Source organism: Glycomyces harbinensis, from assembly GCF_900101745.1.
In the GTDB taxonomy this organism is placed as follows: domain Bacteria; phylum Actinomycetota; class Actinomycetes; order Mycobacteriales; family Micromonosporaceae; genus Glycomyces; species Glycomyces harbinensis.
The window spans coordinates 99105-119682 of sequence record NZ_FNAD01000005.1; the positions used below are offsets into that span (position 1 = coordinate 99105).

Annotated in this window: 18 protein-coding genes; 11 read left to right on the forward strand and 7 right to left on the reverse strand. The window is 71.4% G+C overall.

Features of this window, described 5'->3' with window-relative positions:
- Positions 1 to 98: 98 nt before the first annotated feature.
- From BLQ63_RS10365 to BLQ63_RS10385, 5 genes are read left to right on the forward strand one after another with little or no spacing between them, the layout of a single operon-like run.
- Positions 99 to 1088 (forward strand): aldo/keto reductase, encoded by a 990-nt coding sequence (locus BLQ63_RS10365; RefSeq protein WP_091033092.1) that lies wholly within the window; start codon positions 99 to 101, stop codon positions 1086 to 1088.
- The gene (locus tag BLQ63_RS10370; protein WP_091033095.1) at positions 1085 to 1936 is read left to right on the forward strand and encodes an amidohydrolase family protein; all 852 of its coding nucleotides are present in this window, start codon (positions 1085 to 1087) and stop codon (positions 1934 to 1936) included. Before BLQ63_RS10365 ends, BLQ63_RS10370 begins: the two co-directional genes overlap by 4 nt.
- Positions 1933 to 2760, forward strand: coding sequence for a fumarylacetoacetate hydrolase family protein (locus BLQ63_RS10375; RefSeq protein ID WP_091033097.1), 828 nt, complete (start codon positions 1933 to 1935; stop codon positions 2758 to 2760). Before BLQ63_RS10370 ends, BLQ63_RS10375 begins: the two co-directional genes overlap by 4 nt.
- A complete protein-coding gene (locus BLQ63_RS10380) occupies positions 2757 to 4046 on the forward strand; it encodes an enolase C-terminal domain-like protein (RefSeq protein ID WP_245680931.1) in 1290 nt (429 codons plus the stop codon). Before BLQ63_RS10375 ends, BLQ63_RS10380 begins: the two co-directional genes overlap by 4 nt.
- Positions 4043 to 4783, forward strand: a complete 741-nt coding sequence (locus tag BLQ63_RS10385) for an SDR family oxidoreductase (RefSeq protein WP_091033100.1) — start codon at positions 4043 to 4045, stop codon at positions 4781 to 4783. The genes BLQ63_RS10380 and BLQ63_RS10385 overlap by 4 nt, the downstream gene beginning before the upstream one ends.
- Positions 4784 to 7201: 2418 nt before the next feature.
- Here the strand turns inward: BLQ63_RS10385 and BLQ63_RS10390 are convergent.
- Positions 7202 to 8005 carry a class I SAM-dependent methyltransferase gene (locus BLQ63_RS10390; protein WP_091033101.1) on the reverse strand — a complete coding sequence of 268 codons (804 nt, stop codon included), beginning with the start codon at positions 8003 to 8005 and terminating at the stop codon, positions 7202 to 7204.
- A gap of 77 nt (positions 8006 to 8082) precedes the next feature.
- On the opposite strand from BLQ63_RS10390, the gene BLQ63_RS10395 reads away from it, so the two are divergent.
- Both BLQ63_RS10395 and BLQ63_RS10400 read left to right on the forward strand, forming a co-directional pair.
- On the forward strand, positions 8083 to 8670 hold the full coding sequence (locus BLQ63_RS10395; RefSeq protein WP_091033105.1) for a TetR/AcrR family transcriptional regulator: 588 nt from the start codon (positions 8083 to 8085) through the stop codon (positions 8668 to 8670).
- 347 nt (positions 8671 to 9017) lie between these two features.
- Entirely contained in the window at positions 9018 to 9737 is a 720-nt protein-coding gene (locus BLQ63_RS10400; protein ID WP_091033111.1) for a maleylpyruvate isomerase family mycothiol-dependent enzyme, read from the forward strand.
- Here the strand turns inward: BLQ63_RS10400 and BLQ63_RS10405 are convergent.
- Entirely contained in the window at positions 9718 to 10314 is a 597-nt protein-coding gene (locus tag BLQ63_RS10405; protein WP_091033115.1) for a TetR/AcrR family transcriptional regulator, read from the reverse strand. The genes BLQ63_RS10400 and BLQ63_RS10405 overlap by 20 nt on opposite strands.
- Before the next feature lie 112 nt (positions 10315 to 10426).
- Here BLQ63_RS10405 and BLQ63_RS10410 point away from each other — a divergent pair, with 112 nt between their 5' ends.
- Positions 10427 to 11344, forward strand: coding sequence for an oxidoreductase (locus BLQ63_RS10410; protein ID WP_091033119.1), 918 nt, complete (start codon positions 10427 to 10429; stop codon positions 11342 to 11344).
- Positions 11345 to 11351: 7 nt separating this feature from the next.
- On the opposite strand, the gene BLQ63_RS10415 is transcribed toward BLQ63_RS10410, so the two are convergent.
- Complete coding sequence (locus BLQ63_RS10415) at positions 11352 to 11720, reverse strand: MerR family transcriptional regulator (protein WP_091033121.1); 369 nt, start codon at positions 11718 to 11720, stop codon at positions 11352 to 11354.
- A 56-nt stretch (positions 11721 to 11776) separates the two neighbouring features.
- Here BLQ63_RS10415 and BLQ63_RS10420 point away from each other — a divergent pair, with 56 nt between their 5' ends.
- On the forward strand, positions 11777 to 12937 hold the full coding sequence (locus BLQ63_RS10420; protein ID WP_091033125.1) for an alkene reductase: 1161 nt from the start codon (positions 11777 to 11779) through the stop codon (positions 12935 to 12937).
- Here the strand turns inward: BLQ63_RS10420 and BLQ63_RS10425 are convergent.
- Positions 12856 to 13518 (reverse strand): phosphotransferase, encoded by a 663-nt coding sequence (locus BLQ63_RS10425; protein WP_091033129.1) that lies wholly within the window; start codon positions 13516 to 13518, stop codon positions 12856 to 12858. The genes BLQ63_RS10420 and BLQ63_RS10425 overlap by 82 nt on opposite strands.
- A 145-nt stretch (positions 13519 to 13663) precedes the next feature.
- Between BLQ63_RS10425 and BLQ63_RS10430 the strand changes: the two genes are divergently transcribed.
- Entirely contained in the window at positions 13664 to 15073 is a 1410-nt protein-coding gene (locus BLQ63_RS10430; protein ID WP_218125192.1) for a hypothetical protein, read from the forward strand.
- A gap of 95 nt (positions 15074 to 15168) precedes the next feature.
- On the opposite strand, the gene BLQ63_RS10435 is transcribed toward BLQ63_RS10430, so the two are convergent.
- The gene (locus BLQ63_RS10435; RefSeq protein WP_091033132.1) at positions 15169 to 16215 is read right to left on the reverse strand and encodes a glycerophosphodiester phosphodiesterase family protein; all 1047 of its coding nucleotides are present in this window, start codon (positions 16213 to 16215) and stop codon (positions 15169 to 15171) included.
- Between the two features lie 373 nt (positions 16216 to 16588).
- Here BLQ63_RS10435 and BLQ63_RS10440 point away from each other — a divergent pair, with 373 nt between their 5' ends.
- The gene (locus BLQ63_RS10440; protein WP_091033134.1) at positions 16589 to 17722 is read left to right on the forward strand and encodes a phosphatase PAP2 family protein; all 1134 of its coding nucleotides are present in this window, start codon (positions 16589 to 16591) and stop codon (positions 17720 to 17722) included.
- Here BLQ63_RS10440 and purM read toward each other — a convergent pair.
- Positions 17688 to 18767, reverse strand: coding sequence for a phosphoribosylformylglycinamidine cyclo-ligase (gene purM, locus BLQ63_RS10445; RefSeq protein WP_091033137.1), 1080 nt, complete (start codon positions 18765 to 18767; stop codon positions 17688 to 17690). The two genes, BLQ63_RS10440 and purM, sit on opposite strands and share 35 nt — an antisense overlap.
- Positions 18764 to 20284 carry an amidophosphoribosyltransferase gene (gene purF / locus BLQ63_RS10450; protein ID WP_091033141.1) on the reverse strand — a complete coding sequence of 507 codons (1521 nt, stop codon included), beginning with the start codon at positions 20282 to 20284 and terminating at the stop codon, positions 18764 to 18766. The genes purM and purF overlap by 4 nt, the downstream gene beginning before the upstream one ends.
- Between the last annotated feature and the right edge of the window lie 294 nt (positions 20285 to 20578).

The following is a 20578-nucleotide window of genomic DNA, read 5'->3' on the forward strand; positions in this document are numbered from 1 at the left end:
GGTGCGTCGACGCGTCGAGGGCCGCAAACGGGCACTGCGCCGGCCGCACCGCTCGGCGGACGCCCCCGGCCGGCCGCCGCACCTTCCGGAGGCGCGCGATGAGCGACGCCACCGCACCGCTCTCCTTCCGCCGGCTCGGAAGCACCGAGGTCTCGGTGACCGCGGTCGGGCTCGGGTGCGCGCCGCTCGCCGGGCTCTACACGCCCGTCGACCCCGCCGCCGCCACCGCCACGGTCGACGCGGCCTGGGCCGGCGGCATCCGGCATTTCGACACCGCGCCCCAGTACGGCGCCGGGCTCTCAGAGACGCGCCTCGGCGACGCGCTCGCCGGCCGCGACCGGGCCGCGTTCGCCCTGTCCACCAAGGTGGGCCGCGTGCTGGTCGACCACGAGGGCCCGTGGGAGATCTGGGGGGAGCCCACCGGCAAGGCCGCGGTCTTCGACTTCTCCTACCGGGCCGCGTTCGCCTCCCACCTCGAGAGCCTCGAACGCCTCGGCGTCGACCAGATCGACATCGGCCTCATCCACGACGCCGACGACCACGCGGACGAGGCCCTCGCCGGGACCTACCGCGCCCTCACCGAACTCAAGGCCGCCGGGCGCATCGGCGCCATCGGCATCGGCATGAACTCGACCGAGGCCGCCGCCGGCCTCATCTCCCGCGCCGACTTCGACACCGCCCTCATCGCCGGGCGCTACACCCTCCTCGACCAGTCCGCCCTCGCGAAGCTCTACCCCCTCTGCCTCTCGCGCGGCGTCTCGGTGATCGCCGCGGGCGTCTTCAACTCCGGCATCCTCGCCGACCCACGGCCGGGGGCGACGTTCAACTATGCCGCCGCGGACCGACGACTTCTGGAGCGGGCGCAGGCGATCGACACCGTCTGCGACCGATACGACACGCCGCTGCGCGCCGCCGCGCTCCAGTTCACCGCCGCCCATCCCGCCGTCGCGTCGATCCTCGTCGGCGCGCGCACCCCCGAAGAGGTCGACGACGCCCTCGCGATGTACGCCCACCCGATCCCCGGCGCGCTGTGGCACGACCTCAAGCGGGCCGGGCTCCTGGCCGAGGAGGCACCCGTACCCGCATGAGCACCGCTCCCGTCATCGACGCGCACCACCACGTGTGGACCGCCGACTATCCCTGGCTCGCAAGCAAGCCCGAGTTCGCGCCGATCCGGCGCGACTACGGCGTCGCCGACCTCCGCGCCAACCTCAAGGACGCCGGGGTCGACCGCACCGTCCTGGTCGAGGCCGGCTGGGGACACCCCTCCGAGACCGTCGAGTTCCTGCACCTGGCCGGGGCCGTCGACGAGATCGCCGGGGTCGTCGGCCATGTCGACCTCCTCGAACCGGGCCTGGCGAACACCCTGGCCCGCTACGCGAACCACCCCCGGGCCCGCTTCCTCGTGGGCCTGCGCGACCAGATCCAGGACCGCCCCGACCCCGACTTCCTCGCCCGGCCCGAGGTCATCGCCGCCCTGACCGCGGTCGCGGACGCCGTGCCGACGTTCGACCTCGTCGTGCGCGTCGACCAGCTCCCCGCCGCCGCCACCGCGGCCGCCGCCGTCCCCGGCCTCACCTTCGTGCTCGACCACCTCGGCAAGCCCGAGGTGCGCGACGGCGCCGAAGGCCTGCGCCGCTGGTGGGAGGCCGTCGCCCCGCTCGCCAAGCAGCCCAACGTGACCGCGAAGCTCTCCGGGCTCGTCACCGAAGCCGACTGGCGGCGGTGGACCCCGAACGACCTGCGCCCGTTCGTGCAGGCCGCCCTCGAACTGTTCGGACCCGACCGCCTCATGTTCGGATCCGACTGGCCCGTCTGCGAACTGGCCGCCACCTACACGCGCGTCAAAGACGCCCTCACCGAGATCCTCGGCGGCACCGACCCCGACGTCTTCGGCGGCACCGCCGCCCGGACCTACCAGCTAGGAGAGCAATGAAGTACCTGCGCATCGGCCAGCCCGGATACGAGACCCCTGTCGCGCTCCACGAAGGCAGGTACTACGACCTCTCCGGGCCCATCGGCGACATCGACGGAACGTTCCTCCAACGCGGCATCGCCACCACGGCGGGGTTCCCCGAGATCGACATCAGCGGGCAGCGCATCGCCCCGCCGATCAGCCGCCCGAACGCGATCGTGTGCATCGGCATGAACTACGCCGCCCACTGCGCCGAGTCCGGCGTCGAGCCGCCCGCCGAGCCGGTCGTGTTCTACAAGCACCCCAACACGATCGTCGGCCCCGAGGACGATGTGGAGATCCCCCGCCGCTCGACCCGGACCGACTGGGAGGTCGAGCTCGGCGTCGTGTTCAACAAGCGCGTGTCCTATCTGGAGTCGGAGGCGGAGGCCCTCGACTGCATCGCCGGGTTCGTGGTCGCCAACGACCTGTCCGAGCGCGAGTTCCAGATCGAGCGCTCCGGCGGCCAGTTCTCCAAGGGCAAGGCCTGCCCGACGTTCACCCCGCTCGGACCGTGGCTGGTCACCCCCGACGAGATCGCCGACGTGCAGGGACTCCGCATGTGGTCCAAGGTGAACGGCGAAGGCCGCCAGGACTCCAGCTCGAAGGACATGATCTTCGGCGTCGCGCACCTCATCTGGCACATGTCCCAGTTCATGGCCTTCGACGCGGGCGACCTGCTGCTCACCGGCACCCCCGAGGGCGTCGCGCTCTCCGGCCGCTTCCCGTACCTCAAGGCCGGAGACGTCGTCGAAGTCGGCATCGACGGCCTCGGCTCCACCGCGAACCCCACGGTGCAGGCTTGACGATCACGAGCATCGACGTCGTCGACGTCCGCTTCCCGACCTCGCGCAGCCTCGACGGCTCCGACGCGATGAACCCCGACCCCGACTACTCCGCCGCCTACGTCGTGCTCCGCACCGACAGCGGGCACGAGGGCCACGGGTTCACCTTCACCATCGGGCGCGGCAACGACCTCTGCTGCGCCGCGATCGAGACCCTCGGCGAGTACGTGATCGGCACCGACGTCCACAGCACCGCCGACCTCGGCGACCTGTACAGGCGGCTCACCCACGACTCGCAGATCCGCTGGCTCGGCCCCGAGAAGGGCGTCATGCACCTGGCCGCAGCGGCCCTGGTGAACGCCGCCTGGGACCTCGCCGCCCGCCGCTCCGGGTACCCGCTGTGGAAGTACCTCTCCCTCCTGACCCCCGAGGAGATCGTGGAGTGCGTCGACTGGCGCTACCTCTCCGACGCCCTCACTCCCGAAGAGGCGCTGGAGATCCTGCGCGCGGCCGTGCCCGGCAAGGCCGAGCGCGTCGAGGAGATCGAACGCGACGGCTACCCCGCCTACACGACCTCGCCCGGCTGGCTCGGCTACGACGACGCGAAGGTCGTGCGCCTCGCCCGCGAAGCGGTCGCCCAGGGCTACCAGCAGATCAAGCTCAAGGTCGGCGCCGACCTGGAGGACGACCGGCGCCGCTTCGCCGCCGCCCGCGCCGCCGTCGGCCCCGACATCCGCATCGCCGTCGACGCCAACCAGCGCTGGGACGTCGACCAGGCCGTGTCCTGGATGGCATCCCTCGCCGAGTTCGACCCGTGGTGGATCGAGGAGCCGACCAGCCCCGACGACGTGCTCGGCCACGCCGCGATCCGCAGGCGCCTGGCTCCCGTCAGGGTCGCCACCGGCGAGCACGTGCACAACCGGGTCATGTTCAAGCAGCTCCTCCAGGCCGGGTCGATCGACTTCCTCCAGATGGACGCCGCCCGCGTCGCCGGCGTGAACGAGAACCTCGCGATCCTCCTGCTGGCCGCCAAGTTCGGCGTCCCCGTGTGCCCGCACGCGGGCGGGGTGGGCCTGTGCGAACTCGTCTGCCATCTGTCCATGTTCGACTACACGTCGGTCAGCGCCTCCATGGACGACAGGGTCATCGAGTACGTCGACCACCTGCACGAGCACTTCACGGCCCCCACGGTGATCAAGGGCGGGCGCTACACCGCGCCCACCGAACCGGGGTTCTCGGCCGAGATGAAGCGCGAGAGCCTGCACCGCTTCGCCTTTCCGAACGGCCCCGAATGGAGCAATCAATGAGCGGCACCTTCGACGGCCTCACCGTCGCGATCTCCGGCGGCGCCTCCGGCATCGGCGCCGCCGCCGCGGACGCCTTCGCCGCGCGCGGCGCGAACATCGCCGTGCTCGACCTCAACGCGAACCCCGACCACTGGTCCCAGACCTGCGACGTGTCCGACGACCACCAGGTGCGCCAAGCGGTCGCGGCCGTCGCCGCGCACTTCGGCGGCATCGACGTGCTCGTCAACAACGCCGGGATCGGCGCGGTCGGCACCGTCGAGGAGAACTCCGACAAGCAGTGGTTCCGCGTCCTGGACGTGAACGTGCTCGGCATGGTCCGCCTCGCCCGCGCCTGCCTCCCGCACCTGCGCGAGTCCTCGGCCCCGGCCATCGTGAACACCTCTTCGATCGCCGCGACCGCCGGCCTCGTCAAGCGCGCCCTCTACTCCGCCTCCAAAGGAGCGGTCCACTCGCTGACCATGGCGATGGCCGCCGACCATGTGGCCGAAGGCATCCGCGTCAACTGCGTCGAGCCGGGCACCGCCGACACCCCCTGGGTGCAGCGCCTGCTCGACCAGGCCGAAGACCCGGCCGCCGAGCGCGCCCGCCTGGAGGCCCGCCAGCCCACCGGGCGCCTGGTCAGCGCCGAAGAGGTCGCGGCCGCGATCGTGTACCTCGCCGACCCGTCCAACAAGGCGCTCACCGGCACGGCCCTGGCCGTGGACGGCGGCATGTCCGGGCTGCGCCTGATCCGATAGGCGCCCGCGCAGCGCGCAGTCGGGTTCGTGTCTGCCGCGGGCTGCACGACCGGGCGCTCAGCGATGGGACGCAGGGAGATCGACCCGGCGTTCGTCACCAGGGCCTGGCCAGTATGCAAGCGGCAGTGATGAAGCGGTGGGCGCCGATCCTTGGTGCATTGCCGGAACTGGGCCAGTGTTCGGGTGGCGGCAAAGCGGCGGCGGGGATCGGTCCTCGATGTGTCGCTGGGATCGGTTCGGTCTTGCTCGGGTGCAGGCGATCAGCAATAAAGGGCTGAAAGGCCGGTTCTTGGTGCGTTGCCGAGGCAGGGCCAGTGTTCGGGCGCGCAGCGGGGAAGCGGCCGGTAGCCAGTCCTGGCCGTGTTGCCGTGGCCGGGCCGGTCTGGGGCTGGTGTTCAAGCGGGCAGCGATGCAGGAGCGGCGAGTGGCCGGTCCTCGGTGGGTTGCCGAAGCTGGGCCGGGCGTGGGCCGGTGCTCAGCGACCAAGCGCCGGGTGGCGCTGGTCCTGGTGCGCTGGTGAGCCCGGCGGCGCAGTGCTGGAAGGTTCAACCGCAGCGACGCAGCGATGCGGCGGTGGGGTCGGTGCGCTGGCAGATTGATCCGCGGTGCATCACCGAAGCCCGGCCGTGCTTCAGCTGGTGTACGAGCACGCAGCGATAGACCAGCGGACTCGGTTCTGGTGCGCTACTTGGCCCGGCGGCGCTCCGCCTCGAGTGCAACCCGCAGCGAAACAACATCGAGCGCCGACCCCCGATGCGGTGCCCAATCTGAGCCGGTCTTGGGCCGGTGTTCGGGCGGCAGCGAAGCAGCGGCGAGGATCGGTCCTCGGCGTGTCGCCGAGACCGGCGCGGTCTTCGCTCGGGTGCAACCGATCAGCGATGAAGGGCCGGAAGGCCGATCCTTGATGCGTTGCCGAGGCGGGGCCGGTCGCCGGTCGCGGTTCGCGCATCAAGGAAGCGGCCGGTGGCCGGCACCGGCTGTGTTGCGGTGTCCGGGCCCGGTCTTCGGTCAATGTCCAAGCGCGCATCAAGGAAGCGGCTGGTGGCCGGTCCTGGGTGCGTTGCCGAGGCCGGACTCATATCGGCCCGGTGTTCGGGTGCGCAGCAACGCAAGAGCGGCGGGGGCCGGTGCCCTGTCGCATGGCCGTAATCGAGCGGGGCCGGGGGTAGCGGACCGGTGCGCAACCCGCAGCGAAGCAACATCGAGCGCCGACCCCCGGTGCGCTGCCCGGACTGGGCCGGTCTTCGGTAGTGGTTCGAGCGCGCAGCGAGCATGCGGCCGGTGGCCGATCCGTGGCATGGCGCCGAGCCCAAGCCCGGGGTCGGGGCTGGGTCGATTTGGCGTAGGGCCGCGGTGGAGCGGCGGCCCTGCCCCGTGCCCGGTGGCACTCGTCCGCCGATCCCGGCCCAGCATCGGACCGGTCGCCGAAGACGCCAGCCGTCCGCCCTCCAGCAAGGCGCGTGCAGCACAGGCACTCGCGTAGCGCGCTGTAGCGCAGGGCGCGGTCGCGTCGGTGAGGGTCGTCATCGTGTTCGCACCTCCTTTCGAGCATCGGTCGCTACGCTGGCCCCGTCGCACCGGGCGCGCTGTGGTTGCCGCACTTGCGCTGTCGCGTGCAGATGGCAGCGATCGGGCCGGTCGCCGGTCGGGCGTTGGCATTGTCGTTGGCGTCAGCACACGGTGCCCGTGTTTGGGCGTGCGGGTGCTGCACCGGGGTGCGGCGGTGGTGGGTGTTGGTGGTGCTGCTGCTTGCGGTGGTGGGTGTTGGTCGGGACTGTCGGGGTGCGCGTGGATCGGGCGCAGATGCCAACCGGTCGTGATCATCGCAGGTGGCGCTTCAGAGGGCCTTTGCCTACGGTATGTGCCTCGTTGAAAACACCAGCCTCCCGGCGCTCGAGGTGATCCCGGCCGAAAGGGCTCCCCCACCCAGTCCGGCCGCCTTGACCGGATAGCTGCGGGGTCCCGATAGCACTCCGAGGGCGACACCCCCCAACCCTGCTCAACCGAGCAAAGTGGCAGTGTCGGGGGCTCCTACAGAGGAACGGCTCTCGGCCAGAGGCTTGGCGTAGTCTGCTTACACCGGCCGCCGCCTGTATGAATCCCTTACCCTTGTGCGTACCCCAATTCTCTCTCGCACCGGTACCACCCGCAACACCCACACGGGTAGAGACCACTCGCGTTTCCCCGCTATTCCCCTTGCGCCGCAAACAAACTCGACCTCACCGGCATCGCCGGTCCGGACGCCGCACCCCGGCCGCCCCCGGCCCCGCCCCGGACCCCGGCCCACGCCCCACCTCCTCGTCGCCGCCCGCCCGAACACCCACCAAGACGGCGCCCGAATCAGCAATGCACCCCGACCCACCCACCACCACTCCGTCGCCGCCGCACTTCGTCTCTCACCTGGACCCGCAACGCCCCTCAGCGGGCTGCCGCAGCGACCACGATCGTGCTGTAGCGCATGGTGAACGAGCCGCCGAGGGCGTCGAGCGTCTCGCGGGTCGACTCGAGGAGCCGCTCCATCTGGTCGGGCTCCAGGCTGCTGTAGCCGCCCGAGGTCGGGATCCCGTCGAGCCAACCCTCGGTCGTGTAAAGCCGCTCCCAGTCGTACTGCCGGCGTTCGGGTTCGGTGAACGCGCCGGTCTCGCGAATGCCGCCCTCGGCCCTGGCGAACATCGGCTCGTAGGTCTCCAGCATCGGCCGCGCCCAGAGGTCCGGGAAGTCGGGGAACAGGTCCCGGTGGATCGCGCCGAACGCGGCCGCGACCTCGGGCGGCGGCTGGAACACGTTCCAGCACAAGGCGAGTCGTCCTCCCGCTCGCAGCACCTCGGCGGCCCTCGCCGCTCCGGCGACCGGGTCGATCCAGTGCCAGGTCTGGGCGGAGACGACCGTGTCGAAGACCCGCCCCTTCGCGTCCCAGTCCTCGAAGCGGCCCGTCTCGACCTCGATGCCGTGGCCGCGGGCGAGGGCGGCCATGCGCTCGTCGACGTCGACGCCGAGGACATCGCAGCCCTTCGCGGCGAAGAGCCGGGCGGCGATGCCGGTGCCGACGCCCACGTCGAGGACGGCGGGGCCGGGACTCGCGGCGATGACGGCGTCGACCATCGCCGCCGGGTAGGTGGGCCGGGCCCGGTCGTAGCGGTCGGCCTCCGCACCGAAGGAGGTGGCGGCCCGGCGCAGGTCCGGGTAGGGGGCGGCGCCGTCTCGCGGCGGTATAGTGACCATGCGCCCACTATAAATGGGCGATTGCCCACTCGTCAACGCCCGGACATCGGGACGCCCACGACCGAAACGAGGAGACCATGCCCACCGGTGTGCCCATGGGAGACGCCCGGGAGCGGCTGTTCGACGCCGCCGACCGCATCCTGCTGCGCGACGGACCGAGCGCCCTCACCAGCCGGGCCGTCACCGACGAGGCCGGCGTCGCCAAAGGCGTGCTGCACAAGCACTTCGCGGACTTCGACGGCTTCCTCGCCGCGTTCGTGCTCGACCGGGCCGACCGGCTCGACGAGCGGGCCGCGGCCCTGCTGCGGGCCGCCGGTTCCGGCACGGTCGCCGGGAACCTCGCCGAGGCCCTGACCGCGGTGTTCGGCTCGGTCGCCGTGGCCGTCGTCGCGCTGGTGACCTTCCGCGACGAGCTGCGGGCGCGGCTGCGCGAGACCTGGCCCGCGGGCGTTCCGGTGCTCACCGAGATCGCGGTGATGATCCGCGACTACCTTGCGGCCGAACGGGAACTGGGCCGCCTCGCGCCGGGCGCCGACCCCGAGGGGCTGGCCCCGATGCTCGTCGGCACCGCGCACCTGCTCTTCGGCGACCGCACCGGCGCCCCGCCGACCGAGGCGGCCGTGCGCAGCGCGGTCGACGGCGTCATCGGAGCGGTCCTCGTCTGAGGGCGCACTCGGGCGGAACGCACCCGTCGTGCCGTCCTCGACCGGATCGTGTTCGTCTGCGGCGTGTGCGCCGGCGGACAGCGCTGGTCCCCGTCCGCCGGCGCGGAACCCGACGCTGGTGTCGGCCTGCCGCGGGAGGACGGCGTCGAACGGCCTTGCGTCGGGAGTATGGATCGATCACTATGCGCTACAACAGTTTTCGTGATCATGATATTCCCCTATAGAGACCTCCTGACCCATGCGTTCAGTTGCCTCGACTACGGGATCCCCCGTCCGGCGCCGTTCGAACCCCCTCCCGGAGCCCCTGGGGGGAGCGCCGCAGGCACGGCGCGGATAGGCTGGGGTCTATGGACACTGCCTCGTATTTGCGATGCTTCCTGCGCGAACTCGATGGATTCAGGGCATGCCTGACCAAGGGCGACCTCACGGTGCCGATCGCCTACCGCGAGGATCCGGACTACCCCCTCGACCTCGCCGGGCTGGCCGCGCGCGTCGGCGCCGCGAACCTGTTCGTCGCCGCCACGGTCACCGACTTCAGCGGCGCGGACTCGCCCCCGGACGGCACGCCGCCGAAGACGCCCGACGACCGCGCCGAACTCGTGCGCTGGGTCGAGGGCACCGGCGAAGTGCTGGTCATGGCCCTGGACACCGAGCCCGGCACGCCCGCGTGGGGCTTCTACACGCCCCCGAACGCGGGCCACTGGCAGCGCTCGATCGCCGTCGAGACGATGCTGCACCGCTGGGACGCCGAGCAGGCGCTCGGCGAGCCCGGTCCGCTCGACCCCGAACTGTCCGGCGAGGGCATCACCGAGGTCTTCGACGTGCTGGCGCCCAGGCAGATCGGCCGCGGCAAGGCCTGGCCGCCCGACGCCTGCATACGGCTCGACGCCACCGACACCGAGGACTGGTGGACCTTCGGCCCCGGCGACCCGGTCGCCGAGGTCCGCGGCACCGCCGCCGACCTGCTGCTCCTGCTGCGCGGGCGCAAGACCGCCTACGACGAGGCGTTCGCCTGGAGCGGCGAGCGCAACACGGCCCTCTCGGTGCTCAAGGGGCCGTTGACGTGAGGGTGTCGGTCGGCGCCGCCGCGCCAGCGCGGAACCCGTCGACCATGAGCGTGAACCACCGCTCGCGCAGCGCCGACGGCTGCTCGGTCGGCACCGTCACGAAGAACATGTAGCAGTCCTCCGCCGTGAGGTCCGGGCGCAGGTCGCCCTGGGCCTTGCCCGCCGCGATGATCCGCTCGATCGCCTCGGTGCCGCGCCGCAGGTGGCTCTCCTCGTCGTACACGGCGCCCAGCTCGCGGGCCGCCGCCTTGACCGCCTTGTTGCTGGAGGCGTTCTCCATGATGAGGCGTGCGAACGCGATGAACTCGTCGATCGCCCGCGCCCCGGACGCGATGCGGTCGGCCGCCGCGACGACCTCGACCGTCATGTCCTCCAGGCACTCGTCGACCACGGCCTTGACCAGGTCGCCCTTGGTCGGGAAGTGCCGGTAGAGGGTGCCCACGGCCACGCCCGCGTCGGCGGCGATGGCCTCCATCGGGACCTCGGGCCCGTGCATGATGATCTGCCGGGTCGCGGCCTCGGTGATCTTGGCGCGATTGCGGGCGGCGTCGGCCCGCAGCGGCCGCTCCTGTGGCATCCGATCCCCTCTCTCCGTGGAACATCATAAGCACCGGCCCTCGACTTGCCATAAGATGAATCATGGTTCATTATTATGATGAAGTCAGGTTCATCTTACGTGAGGATCCGCCATGAACGCCGAATGGACCACCGCCGACATCCCCGACCAGACCGGACGCACCTTCATGGTGACCGGCGCCAACTCAGGGCTGGGCCTGGAGACGGCCCGCGCGGTCGCCGCCCGCGGCGCACGCGTCGTCATGACCGTGCGCAGCGAGGAGAAGGGCCGCGCGGCCGCGGCCGACATCATCAGCACCGCGCCCGACGCCGACCTGGAGGTCCGCCGCCTCGACCTGGCCGACCTCGACTCCGTCAAGGCCTTCGCCGCCGACTACGACGGGCACCTCGACGTCCTGGTCAACAACGCCGGCATCATGATCCCGCCGCGCCGCCTCACCAAGCAGGGCCACGAGTCCCAGTTCGGGACCAACCACCTCGGCCACTTCGCGCTCACCGGGCTGCTGCTCGACCGCCTCGGGAAGGGGCAGCACCCGCGCGTGGTCACCGTCTCGTCCCTGGCGCACCTCAGCGGCAGGATCCACTTCGACGACCTGACCGGGGAGCGGAGCTACGGGCCGGTGCGGTACTACGAGCAGTCCAAGTTCGCCAACATGCTCTTCACGCTGGAACTCGACCGGCGCCTGCGCGCGGCGGGCAGTCCCGTGCGCAGCCTCGCGGCGCACCCGGGCTTCTCGGACACGCAGCTGATGCAGAGCGCGAACGCACTGGTCAGGGCCGCAGGCAAAGTGGTGATGCCGTTCGTGACACAGTCGGCAGCGGCCGGCGCGCTGCCCCAGCTGTACGCCGCGACCGACCCGCGCGCCGAGGGCGGGCAGTACTTCGGGCCCGGCGGGCGCAGGGAGCGCAAGGGCTGGCCGGTGCTCGTGCAGCCGGCGCCCACCGCCGAGGACCCCGGGACGGCGAAGCGGCTGTGGGAGCTCTCCGAGACCCTGACGGGCGTCCGCTTCCCGCTCACCGCGGCGGCGTGAGCGCCGGTCAAGCGGGTTCGCGGACCTCGGCGGCGTCGATGACCTCGCCGAGGATCTCCCTGGTGCGCAGCAGGTCCTGGATCTGACGGTCGATGCGCTCGCGCTCGACCTTCAGCTCCTGTGCGAGCGACTCGGTCGTGCGCTCGTTCGGGCCGCCGTCCTGGTCGCTCATGCACGGCAGGACACTGTGGATCGTCGCCGAGTTGAGCCCGGCCGCGAACAGGATCTGGATGCGCACCACCCGGTCGACCGCCCGCTCGGGGTACTCCCGGTGGCCGCCCGGCGTACGCTCGGCGTCGAGCAGGCCCTGCTCGCCGTAGTAGCGCAGGGACCGCTCGCTGACGCCCGTGCGCCGGGCCAGTTCACCGATTCGCATGGCCTGCCTCACATTCCCTTGAACCTGCCATTGGTGTCAGGTTCTACGGTACGCCCATGACGCACTCAGCCGAGGCCGACAGCCTCTTCGCACCGGCCCGGGTCGGGTCCCTGGAGCTTCCGAACCGCCTGGTCATGGCCCCCATGACCCGCAACCGCGCCGAGGACGACGGCACGCCGCCGCCGCTCATGGCCGAGTACTACGCGCAGCGCGCGAGCGCGGGCCTCATCGTCACCGAGGCCGCGATCCCCGCCCAGGTCGGGATCACGACCCCGAACGTCGCCGGGATCTACACCGAGTCGCAGGTCGCCGGGTGGCGCGGGATCGCCGAGGCGGTGCACGCGGCCGGCGGCCGGATCTTCATGCAGATCGAGCACGGCGGGCGCGTCGGCCACCGCGACAACAGCGGCCTGGACCCGATCGCGCCGTCGCCGATCGCGCTGCCCGAGGGCATCCACACGCCGAGCGGCCGTCAGGACTCGCCGGTGCCGATCGAGATGACCGCCGAGGACATCCGGACGGCGGTGGCGCAGTTCGCGGCCGCGGCCCGCAACGGGGTCCGCGCCGGCTTCTCGGGCGTCGAGGTCCACGCGGCCAACGGGTATCTGCTGCACCAGTTCCTCGCGGACGGGACGAACCGGCGCACCGACGGGTACGGCGGGAGCGTCGCGAACCGGATCAGGTTCGTCGTCGAGGTGGTGCGGGCGGTGGCCGACGCGGTCGGCGCCGAGCGGGTGGGGATCCGGATCTCGCCCGGGAACCGGGTCAACGGCATCAGCGAGTCCGACACCGACGTGCTGTACCCGGCGCTGATCGACGCCATCGCGCCGCTCGGCATGGCGTACGTGCACACCGTGTACACCGAGCCGGACGCGCCGTGGTTCACCGCGCTGCGGCGCCAGTGGAAGGGGACGCTCATCGCGAACCCGGTCCTGGGCCGGACGCTGCCGATCCCCGAGGACGGGGGACTGTCCAAGGCCCGGAGGCTGATCGAGGCGGGCGCGGACCTGGTGTCGCTCGGCCGGGCGTTCCTGGCCAACCCGGACCTGGTGGAGCGCCTGCGGATCGGCGCCCCGCTGAACCCGGTGCGCGAGGAGGGCCTGGAGTACACCGGCGGCCCCGACGGCTACACCGACTACCCGACCCTCGCGGCGTCCGAGGCTTCGCCGAGCCGATCGGCTTCGGCCGCATCGACGTTGGGGTCCGCCCTGCGATAGGCGACCGCGATCGCCAAGGCGTCCGCCGTGGTCCGGCGGGCGAAGGCGTTCAGGAGGCCGGCGAGGGCCGCCGCGCCCTCGCCGAGGGCGTCGGGGTCGATGCCGACCAGGACCGCCCAGGACACCGCGAGGTCGATCTCCGGTTCACCGGCGGCCGCGTTGGTCCAGTCGATGAGGTAGGGGCCCTCGTCGGTGACGATCACGTTCTCGGGGTGCAGGTCGAGGTGGAGCACCTTCGGCGTTCCCTTGCCGCCCAGCTCGATTCCGCGGGCCTCGGTCGGCAGCCATGCCGGGGCGTCGATCTCGTGGAGCCGGTCGTGCAGGTCGAGGAGCACGGCTGAGGCGCCATCCGCGCCGAGCCCTCCGCCGACGACCTCGGCTCCCAGGGTGCGGCCGTGGAGGCGCCGCATGGTCAGGTCACCGCCGTCGACCGCGAGCACTTCCGGCACCGGAAAGCCCGCCTGGTGCAGATGCCGCATGAGCCGCGCCTCGCCGCTCACGTCGAAACCGCTGCGCCGCAGGACCTTCCGCTCGCCGAGCGCGAACACCTGTGAGGCCCTGCCCCCGCCGATCAACTCCATGGCCCGAGCCTAGCGCCGCGCGGGCTCCGGTCCGGGAGGGAGCGTGCCGCGCGCTCCTATGTGATCGGTAAGGTCGGGTGGCACGACTCACATCACCGCCTCGGCTCTCCGGGTCGCGGCGGCATATTGAAGGACGAAACCGGCAATGAGTAGACCTTCAGCACCCCGTTCCCACCGCCTGAACCCGTGGCGGGGGACCGCTCGGCAGCGCGTCGCGGTCGTGGCCGCCGCCGCGATCCTCCTCGTCTCGGGCACCACCGTCGCCGCGGCCCTGGCGTTCTCGCCGGGCGATCCACCGGACGGGGAAGCCGCCGCGGCCGCCTCGGGCGGCGCCGACTCGGCCTCGGCCTCGTCGGACGGCGGGGCCCCGGTCCCGTCGGGCGACAAGGCCTCCGCGAGCCCGCTCGCCGCGGGCGAGTGCCGGCGGCCCGTGGGCCCGTCGCCCGAGGTCACGGTCACCGAGGTCGACACGGGCACGGACGTGGCCGGCTACGGCGGCGAGGGCGACACCGAGCCCCTGCCGATGGCGATCGCGGCGCGGCCGGGCGGCTCCTGGCTCGCGTGGCTGGGCGCCGACGACCAGGTGCACCTGGCGAGACTCGACTGCGACGACCGGATCGACGGCGACGTGATCGACCTCGAGGGCATCGACCTCCAGGACGTCGCGGCCGACGGGGACGGCGTCGTGGTGCTCGTGACGCGCGAGGGCTCGTGCGGGGACGGGCCGCTGTGCGGCGGGGAGTCCAGCCCGTGCAACACGATGCACATGGTGCGCTTCGACAATGCGGGCGAGCAGCAGTGGGGGCGCCAGGTCACCAACCTCGGCGACGGCCTGGCGGGCTACGACGACGGCGCCCGCTTCGTGTGGTGGTACCAGCACCACGGGCGCCTGGCCACGGACGGCTCGAACTGGGCGGCGTACTTCGGCGTGGCGATCACGGTGTCGAACGGCGGCTGCGTGGACGTCCACCAGGGCGACCGGATGCAGGTCGTGGACGCGGACGGGAACCTCGTCGACCACGCGGACGCGTTCGAGGTCGGATGCAGCCACAGCTGGACCACGCGGATCGCGTGGAACGAGGACGCCGGCGAGTTCGGCATGGTGTGCGCCACCGACAACGAGTGCCGCATCGCCCGGCCCGCGTACCGGACCGTGGCGGCCGGGACCTGCGACGGGACGCTGTTCGGCGGCGACCTCGTGGCGGCGGGCGACGGCGGGTACTGGACGGCGTGGAGCCAGGGCGGCGCGGTCCGCCTGGAGCACTTCGACGGCGGCGCCTCGGACTCCACTGTCGACACCGGTGTCGATGCCCCGCATCCGCACCTGGTGTCGTACGGGCCCGACCTGATGCTGCTGGCCTGGGAGTCCGGTTCGGGGATCGAGGCGCGGGTGTACGACTCGGGCGGCGGCGCGGTCGGCGACGCGTTCGCGATCGACGTGCCCGACCACGACTACCAGGCGTTCAAGGCCTTCGACGACGGCAGCGCGGCCTACGCGGGCGCCGGGGGCGGCTCCTCGATCCTCATCGCGCGCGTGATGCCGATGAGCGGCTGAGAAGCGGTGCGCCTGAGCCGCCGAGCGACCCGGCCGCTGACGACCGCCGGCCCCGGGCGCGCCTGCCGCGCCCGGGGCCGTGCGGGTGCGAACGGTCAGCAGTCGGTGTAGCGCTTGGGGAGTTTGAAGCCGTAGTCCTTCATGACCTGGCGCAGGACGTCCGGGTAGTCGGTGATGATGCCGTCCACGCCGTCGTCGACGAGCTTGCGCATGGTGGCCTCGTCGTCGACGGTCCACGGGATCACTTCGATGCCGTGGTCGTGGGCGTGGTCGACCATGGCCTCGGTGACGTACGGGACGTAGTCCGCGTCGCCGACCTTCCCGTTCTGCGGGGAGCCGTGGACGGGCGAGAACGCGTCGGCGCCGAAGGAGTCGATCGCGGCGATCGGGTCGCCGCCGAAGTCGTCGATGTCGATGCCGCCGAGCCAGGGCGAGGCGCCGGGCCGGCCGGTCTGGAGGAACGTGATGTTGGTGAGGGCCACGAGCGGCAGCTCGGGGGCGGTGTCGCCCATGAGCATGAGGGTGCCCCAGTCGAAGCTCTGGATGGTGACCTGGCGGCTGATGCGGGCTTCGCGGATGTCGGCGGTGACGGCCTCGACGAAGGCCTCGCGCGGCGCGGTCTCGGTGGGTGCCCCGGCCTCGACCTTCGTCTCGATGTTGAGCGTGACGCCCTTGGCCTTGTAGTCCTTCACCAGGTCGAAGACCTCGGAGAGGAGCGGCATGGGCTCGCCGGGGCGCGTCTGCTGGCCGGGGAAGGCGGCCTGCGCGAGGGAGCCGCAGTCGAGGGTGCGGACCTGGTCGAGGGTGAGGGTGTTGACGTACTTGCCGACGTAGGGGTATTCGGGGTCGCCCTGGAAGGCGGGGGCGGTGTCGAGGCACTTGGCGCCGGAGACCCTGCGGTCGTGGGTGACGACGGCGTGGCCGTCCTCGGTGATCTGGACGTCGAGCTCCAGGGTGCTCACGCCCAGCTCGAGGGCGTTGGCGAAGGCGGGGAGGGTGTTCTCGACGACGAGGCCGAGGCCGCCGCGGTGGGCCTGGAGGTCGAAGTCGCGGCTCGGGTGGGCCGCGGCGGGTGCCGCGGGAAGGGCGGCGAGGAGGGCCGCCGCGGCGGCGGCCGCGGCGATGGGGAGGATGCGTCTCATGGCCTCAGCCTCGCGGCGGCGGCTGACCCCGCCGTGAACGCGTTCACACGTTCAGGTGACTTCTTCGTCGGTGCGCGGCTTTCGGGCGGATTTCTGTCGCACCCGCGCGTGACGATGGAGCGGCAGGATCGTTCCCCGGGTGGGTGGGGGTTTGGGATGGTATTCAATCGTATTCGACGCCGCGCTCGGATTCGTCCGCCGGACCGCTCCGGCCCGGTGCCGGGCGTCGGAACGTGACCGGTATCGCGGAGTATCGGCGCAGCTCATTCTGCTTGCGTCCCAAACCACACCATATATACCGACCTGATAACAAATTCGGTCCAGTTCGGGTGTGGCGGCATCAAAATTCACTTTCACCGGCGAACATCCATCTATGTCTTCTGAATCGAACCGGTCGACGACCGCGCGCAGGAGCGACGCCATCACGGACCGCGGCGTCACCGTGCGTGACGACGCGGTCGTCCGGCAGATCATCACGCCGCTGCGCCGCTACATCCCGGTCGGCTGGTTCGATTGGGAACCGTACGGGAAGCGGCCGACGAGCTGGTGGCCCGATCTGCTCATGTTCCTCGGCTTCCTGGGGCTCGCGTTCTTCGTGAGCTACCCGTCGTGGCTGGTGCGCCTCGACTGGGAAGTGCGGTTGTGGGCCGTCGACGCCAACGACGTGGTGTGGCTGCGCGACATCGCGAAGGCGGGGGCCGAGTTCGGCCAGGCCCGCACGGTCGCCACGGTCACGCTGCTCATCGCGATCTGGTGCGCGCTGCGGTCGCGGTCGATCCGCCCGCTCCTGATGTACGTCATCTCGTTCATCACCCTGGCGAGCATCCTGGGCATGAAGCACCTGCTGGGCCGGCCGCTGTCCCAGCACCCCTTCGCCCTCAAGGAGGTCTCCCCGGACGGGCCGCTGCTGTTCACGTACCACCCCGAGGGCGGGGGCTCCATCCCCGACGCGACGGCGTTCCCCTCAGGGCACGCCGTGAACTCGATCCTGCTGTTCGGGCTCATCGTGATGCTCGTGGGCGGGGTCCTGCCCGCGTGGGCGCGGTGGACGCTGCTCATCGCGCCGCCGGTGATCGTGTTCTCCTCGCAGGTGTTCCTGGGCCAGCACTGGCTCTCGGACGAGCCGGCCGGGTTCCTGCTGGGCCTGATCATCATCCGCAGCGCCAAGCGCGTCCCGTGGCACACGATCCCGCTGGGACCGCTGTCGGTCTTCGACCCGGCCACGAGGCGGACGATCCTCATCTCGACGCTGCTCATCGTCGGCGTCATGCTGACGCCGACGCTGCACCTGATCCCGGCGCTCATCTCGTCCGCGATGCTGCCGGTGCTCGGACTGATCTGGCTGTGGCTCAGCATCAAGGCCAAACGCCACCGCGAGGCCCTGGAAGCGGCCTCCGCGGAGGCGGAAGGTGCGGAAGAGGCGCAGGACCCGGGTCCCGAGAAGGACCCTCAGGCCCTGGACCCGGAGATCCCTACCCAGCCGTCAGATAGTCGCCCGCCAGCTTGACGCCCGCGTCGCCCGCGGCCACCTCGCCGATGGTCCAGGCCTCGACGTGGCGCGCGGTGAGCACGGCCAGCGAGCGGTCGACCTGGTCGGGCGCGACGATGGCGACCATGCCGATGCCCATGTTGAACGTCCGCTCCATCTCCTCGTCGCCGATGCCGCCGACGCGCTGCACGACGTCGAAGACCGGGTTCGGGGTCCAGGTGGCGCGGTCGACCTCGATCTGGAGGCCCTCGGGGAGGGACCGGACCAGGTTCCCGGCGATGCCGCCGCCGGTGATGTGCGCGAAGGCGTGCACGTCGCACTCCTTGGCGAGCTCGAGGCAGTCCTTGGCGTAGATGTGCGTCGGCGTCATCAGCTCCTCGCCGAGGGTCCGCTGGTTGCCGAACTCGGGCACGACGGTGCCCAGGTCCATGCCGCCGACGCCGAACAGGGCCTCGCGCACGAGCGAGAAGCCGTTGGAGTGGACGCCCGAGGCGCGCATGGCGATCGCGACGTCGCCGGGCTTGACCCGGTCGGGGCCGAGCAGCTGGTCGGCCTCCACGACGCCGACGCCGGTGGCGGAGATGTCGTAGTCGTCGGGGCGCATGACGCCGGGGTGCTCGGCGATCTCGCCGCCGATGAGGGAGCAGCCCGCGTAGCGGCAGCCGTCGGCGATCCCGGCGCCGATGTCGGCGATCCTCTCGGGGACGACCTGGCCGGTCGCGATGTAGTCCAGGAGGAACAGCGGCTCGGCGCCGCAGACGACGAGGTCGTCGACGACCATGGCGACCAGGTCGATGCCGACCGTGTCGTGGATGTCGAGCTTCTGGGCGATGACGAGCTTGGTGCCGACGCCGTCGGTGGAGGAGGCGAGCAGCGGCTTCTTGTACTTCTCGGTGTCGAGCGCGAACAGGCCGGCGAACCCGCCGATGCCGCCGACGACCTCGGGCCGCACGGTCTTCCTGATCAAGGGCTTGAGCGCCTCGACCGCCCGGTCCCCGGCGGCGATGTCGACGCCCGAGGACTGGTAGGAGATGGTCCTTCGAGTGGTGGAGGCGCTGCTCACGCTGTGGTCCCTTCCCGCACTTGCGTGCTCACTTCGGTGGTTCGCGGGGTCTGGCGCCCCGGAGTGTCGGGGTGCGGTTCCATGAGGTGCTTGCCGATGAGGTCGGCGGCCGGCAGTTCGATCGGGTAGTTGCCGTCGAAGCAGGCCATGCACAGTCGGGACGCGGGCTGCTCGGTGGCGCGGACCAGGCCGTCCATCGAGACGAAGCCGAGCGAGTCGGCGCCGATCTGGGAGCGGATGCCGTCCACGTCGAGCGAGCCGGCGATGAGCTCGGCCCTGGTGGCGAAGTCGATGCCGTAGAAGCACGGCCATTCGACCGGGGGGGCGGAGATGCGGATGTGGACCTCGACCGCCCCGGCCTCGCGCAGCATCCGCACGAGCGCGCGCTGGGTGTTGCCGCGGACGATCGTGTCGTCGACGATGACCAGGCGCTTGCCCTTGATCTGGTCGACCAGGGGGTTGAGCTTGAGGCGGATGCCCAGCTGGCGCAGCGACTGCGAGGGCTGGATGAAGGTGCGGCCCACGTACTGGTTCTTGGTGAAGCCCTGGCCGTAGGGGATCCCGGACTCCTCGGCGTAGCCGATCGCGGCCGGGATGCCCGACTCGGGGACGCCGATGACCAGGTCGGCCTCGACCGGGTACTCGCGGGCGAGCGTGCGGCCGACCTCGACGCGGGTGGCGTAGACGTTGCGCCCGGCCAGTTTCGTGTCGGGGCGGGCGAGGTAGACGTACTCGAACAGGCAGCCCTTGGGCTCGGGGTTCGCGAAGCGGGTGGAGCGCAGGCCGTGCTCGTCGATGGTGAGCAGCTCGCCGGGCTCGACCTCGCGCACGAAGGTCGCGCCGATGGTGTCGAGGGCGGCGGTCTCGCTGGCGACGGCCCAGCCGGAGGCGAGGCGCCCGAGCACGAGCGGGTGCACGCCCTGCGGGTCGCGGGCGGCGTAGAGCGTGTTCTCGTCCATGAAGACCAGGCAGAACGCGCCGCGCAGCTTCGGGAGGACGCGCTCGGCGGCGGCCGAGACGGACTCGTCGGGGTGGGCCGCGAGGAGCGCGGTGACCAGGTGCGTGTCGGAGGTGGTGGTGCCCATGTCGATGCCGAGATGGTCGACCTCCTTGAGGAGGTCGGCCGTGTTCACCAGGTTCCCGTTGTGGGCCAAGGCGATCGCCGTGCCCGTGGAGGAGGACCTGATGGTCGGCTGGGAGTTCTCCCAGGTGGGGGCGCCGGTGGTGGAGTAGCGGGCGTGGCCGATGGCCAGGTGGCCCTGGAGCGGTGCGAGGGTGGACTCGTCGAAGACCTGGGCGACCAGGCCGAGGTCCTTGTAGACGACGGTGCGGGCGCCGTCCGAGACGGCGATGCCCGCGGCCTCCTGGCCGCGGTGCTGCAGCGCGTATAGCCCGAAGTAGGTGAGTTTCGAGACCTCTTCCCCGGGGGCCCAGATGCCGACGACGCCGCAGGCGTCGCGTGGGCCGGGATTGTCGGGATCGAGTTCCGTGGTGAGTCGACCGTCACCTCGGGCCACTGCAACTCCTCAGTTGGCTGGGGCAGGTCCGCGGCTCGCAAGCTTCGCCGCGGCTGAATGGAATCCAGTTCACTGACGTACCCGTTTCCGGGTCAGTCCGAACCGCCAGTCTCAGTCTATCGGACCTGCGGGAAGTCGCCACCCGCCAACGACGGCGGGTGTGTGCCGTACCCCTCCCCGACAAGGTGAAATCGGCCGCGAAGCGGCCCGGCGGGGCCGGATTCACCGCCGGCGGCAAGCGGCCCGCAAAAAATGAACGCCGCGGCGGGCACAGCCCGCCGCGACGTTCGCGGT

What these genes read in the sequence shown, in the direction of transcription:
- BLQ63_RS10435 (WP_091033132.1), bottom strand. Translation starts at nt 16,215, where the DNA reads ATGAGACGCATCCTCCCCATCGCCGCGGCCGCCGCCGCGGCGGCCCTC.
- BLQ63_RS10440 (WP_091033134.1), top strand. Translation starts at nt 16,589, where the DNA reads ATGTCTTCTGAATCGAACCGGTCGACGACCGCGCGCAGGAGCGACGCC.
- BLQ63_RS10375 (WP_091033097.1), top strand. Translation starts at nt 1,933, where the DNA reads ATGAAGTACCTGCGCATCGGCCAGCCCGGATACGAGACCCCTGTCGCG.
- BLQ63_RS10370 (WP_091033095.1), top strand. Translation starts at nt 1,085, where the DNA reads ATGAGCACCGCTCCCGTCATCGACGCGCACCACCACGTGTGGACCGCC.
- BLQ63_RS10420 (WP_091033125.1), top strand. Translation starts at nt 11,777, where the DNA reads ATGACGCACTCAGCCGAGGCCGACAGCCTCTTCGCACCGGCCCGGGTC.
- BLQ63_RS10430 (WP_218125192.1), top strand. Translation starts at nt 13,664, where the DNA reads ATGAGTAGACCTTCAGCACCCCGTTCCCACCGCCTGAACCCGTGGCGG.
- BLQ63_RS10395 (WP_091033105.1), top strand. Translation starts at nt 8,083, where the DNA reads ATGCCCACCGGTGTGCCCATGGGAGACGCCCGGGAGCGGCTGTTCGAC.
- BLQ63_RS10390 (WP_091033101.1), bottom strand. Translation starts at nt 8,005, where the DNA reads ATGGTCACTATACCGCCGCGAGACGGCGCCGCCCCCTACCCGGACCTG.
- BLQ63_RS10365 (WP_091033092.1), top strand. Translation starts at nt 99, where the DNA reads ATGAGCGACGCCACCGCACCGCTCTCCTTCCGCCGGCTCGGAAGCACC.
- BLQ63_RS10410 (WP_091033119.1), top strand. Translation starts at nt 10,427, where the DNA reads ATGAACGCCGAATGGACCACCGCCGACATCCCCGACCAGACCGGACGC.
- BLQ63_RS10400 (WP_091033111.1), top strand. Translation starts at nt 9,018, where the DNA reads ATGGACACTGCCTCGTATTTGCGATGCTTCCTGCGCGAACTCGATGGA.
- BLQ63_RS10385 (WP_091033100.1), top strand. Translation starts at nt 4,043, where the DNA reads ATGAGCGGCACCTTCGACGGCCTCACCGTCGCGATCTCCGGCGGCGCC.
- BLQ63_RS10405 (WP_091033115.1), bottom strand. Translation starts at nt 10,314, where the DNA reads ATGCCACAGGAGCGGCCGCTGCGGGCCGACGCCGCCCGCAATCGCGCC.
- BLQ63_RS10425 (WP_091033129.1), bottom strand. Translation starts at nt 13,518, where the DNA reads ATGGAGTTGATCGGCGGGGGCAGGGCCTCACAGGTGTTCGCGCTCGGC.
- BLQ63_RS10415 (WP_091033121.1), bottom strand. Translation starts at nt 11,720, where the DNA reads ATGCGAATCGGTGAACTGGCCCGGCGCACGGGCGTCAGCGAGCGGTCC.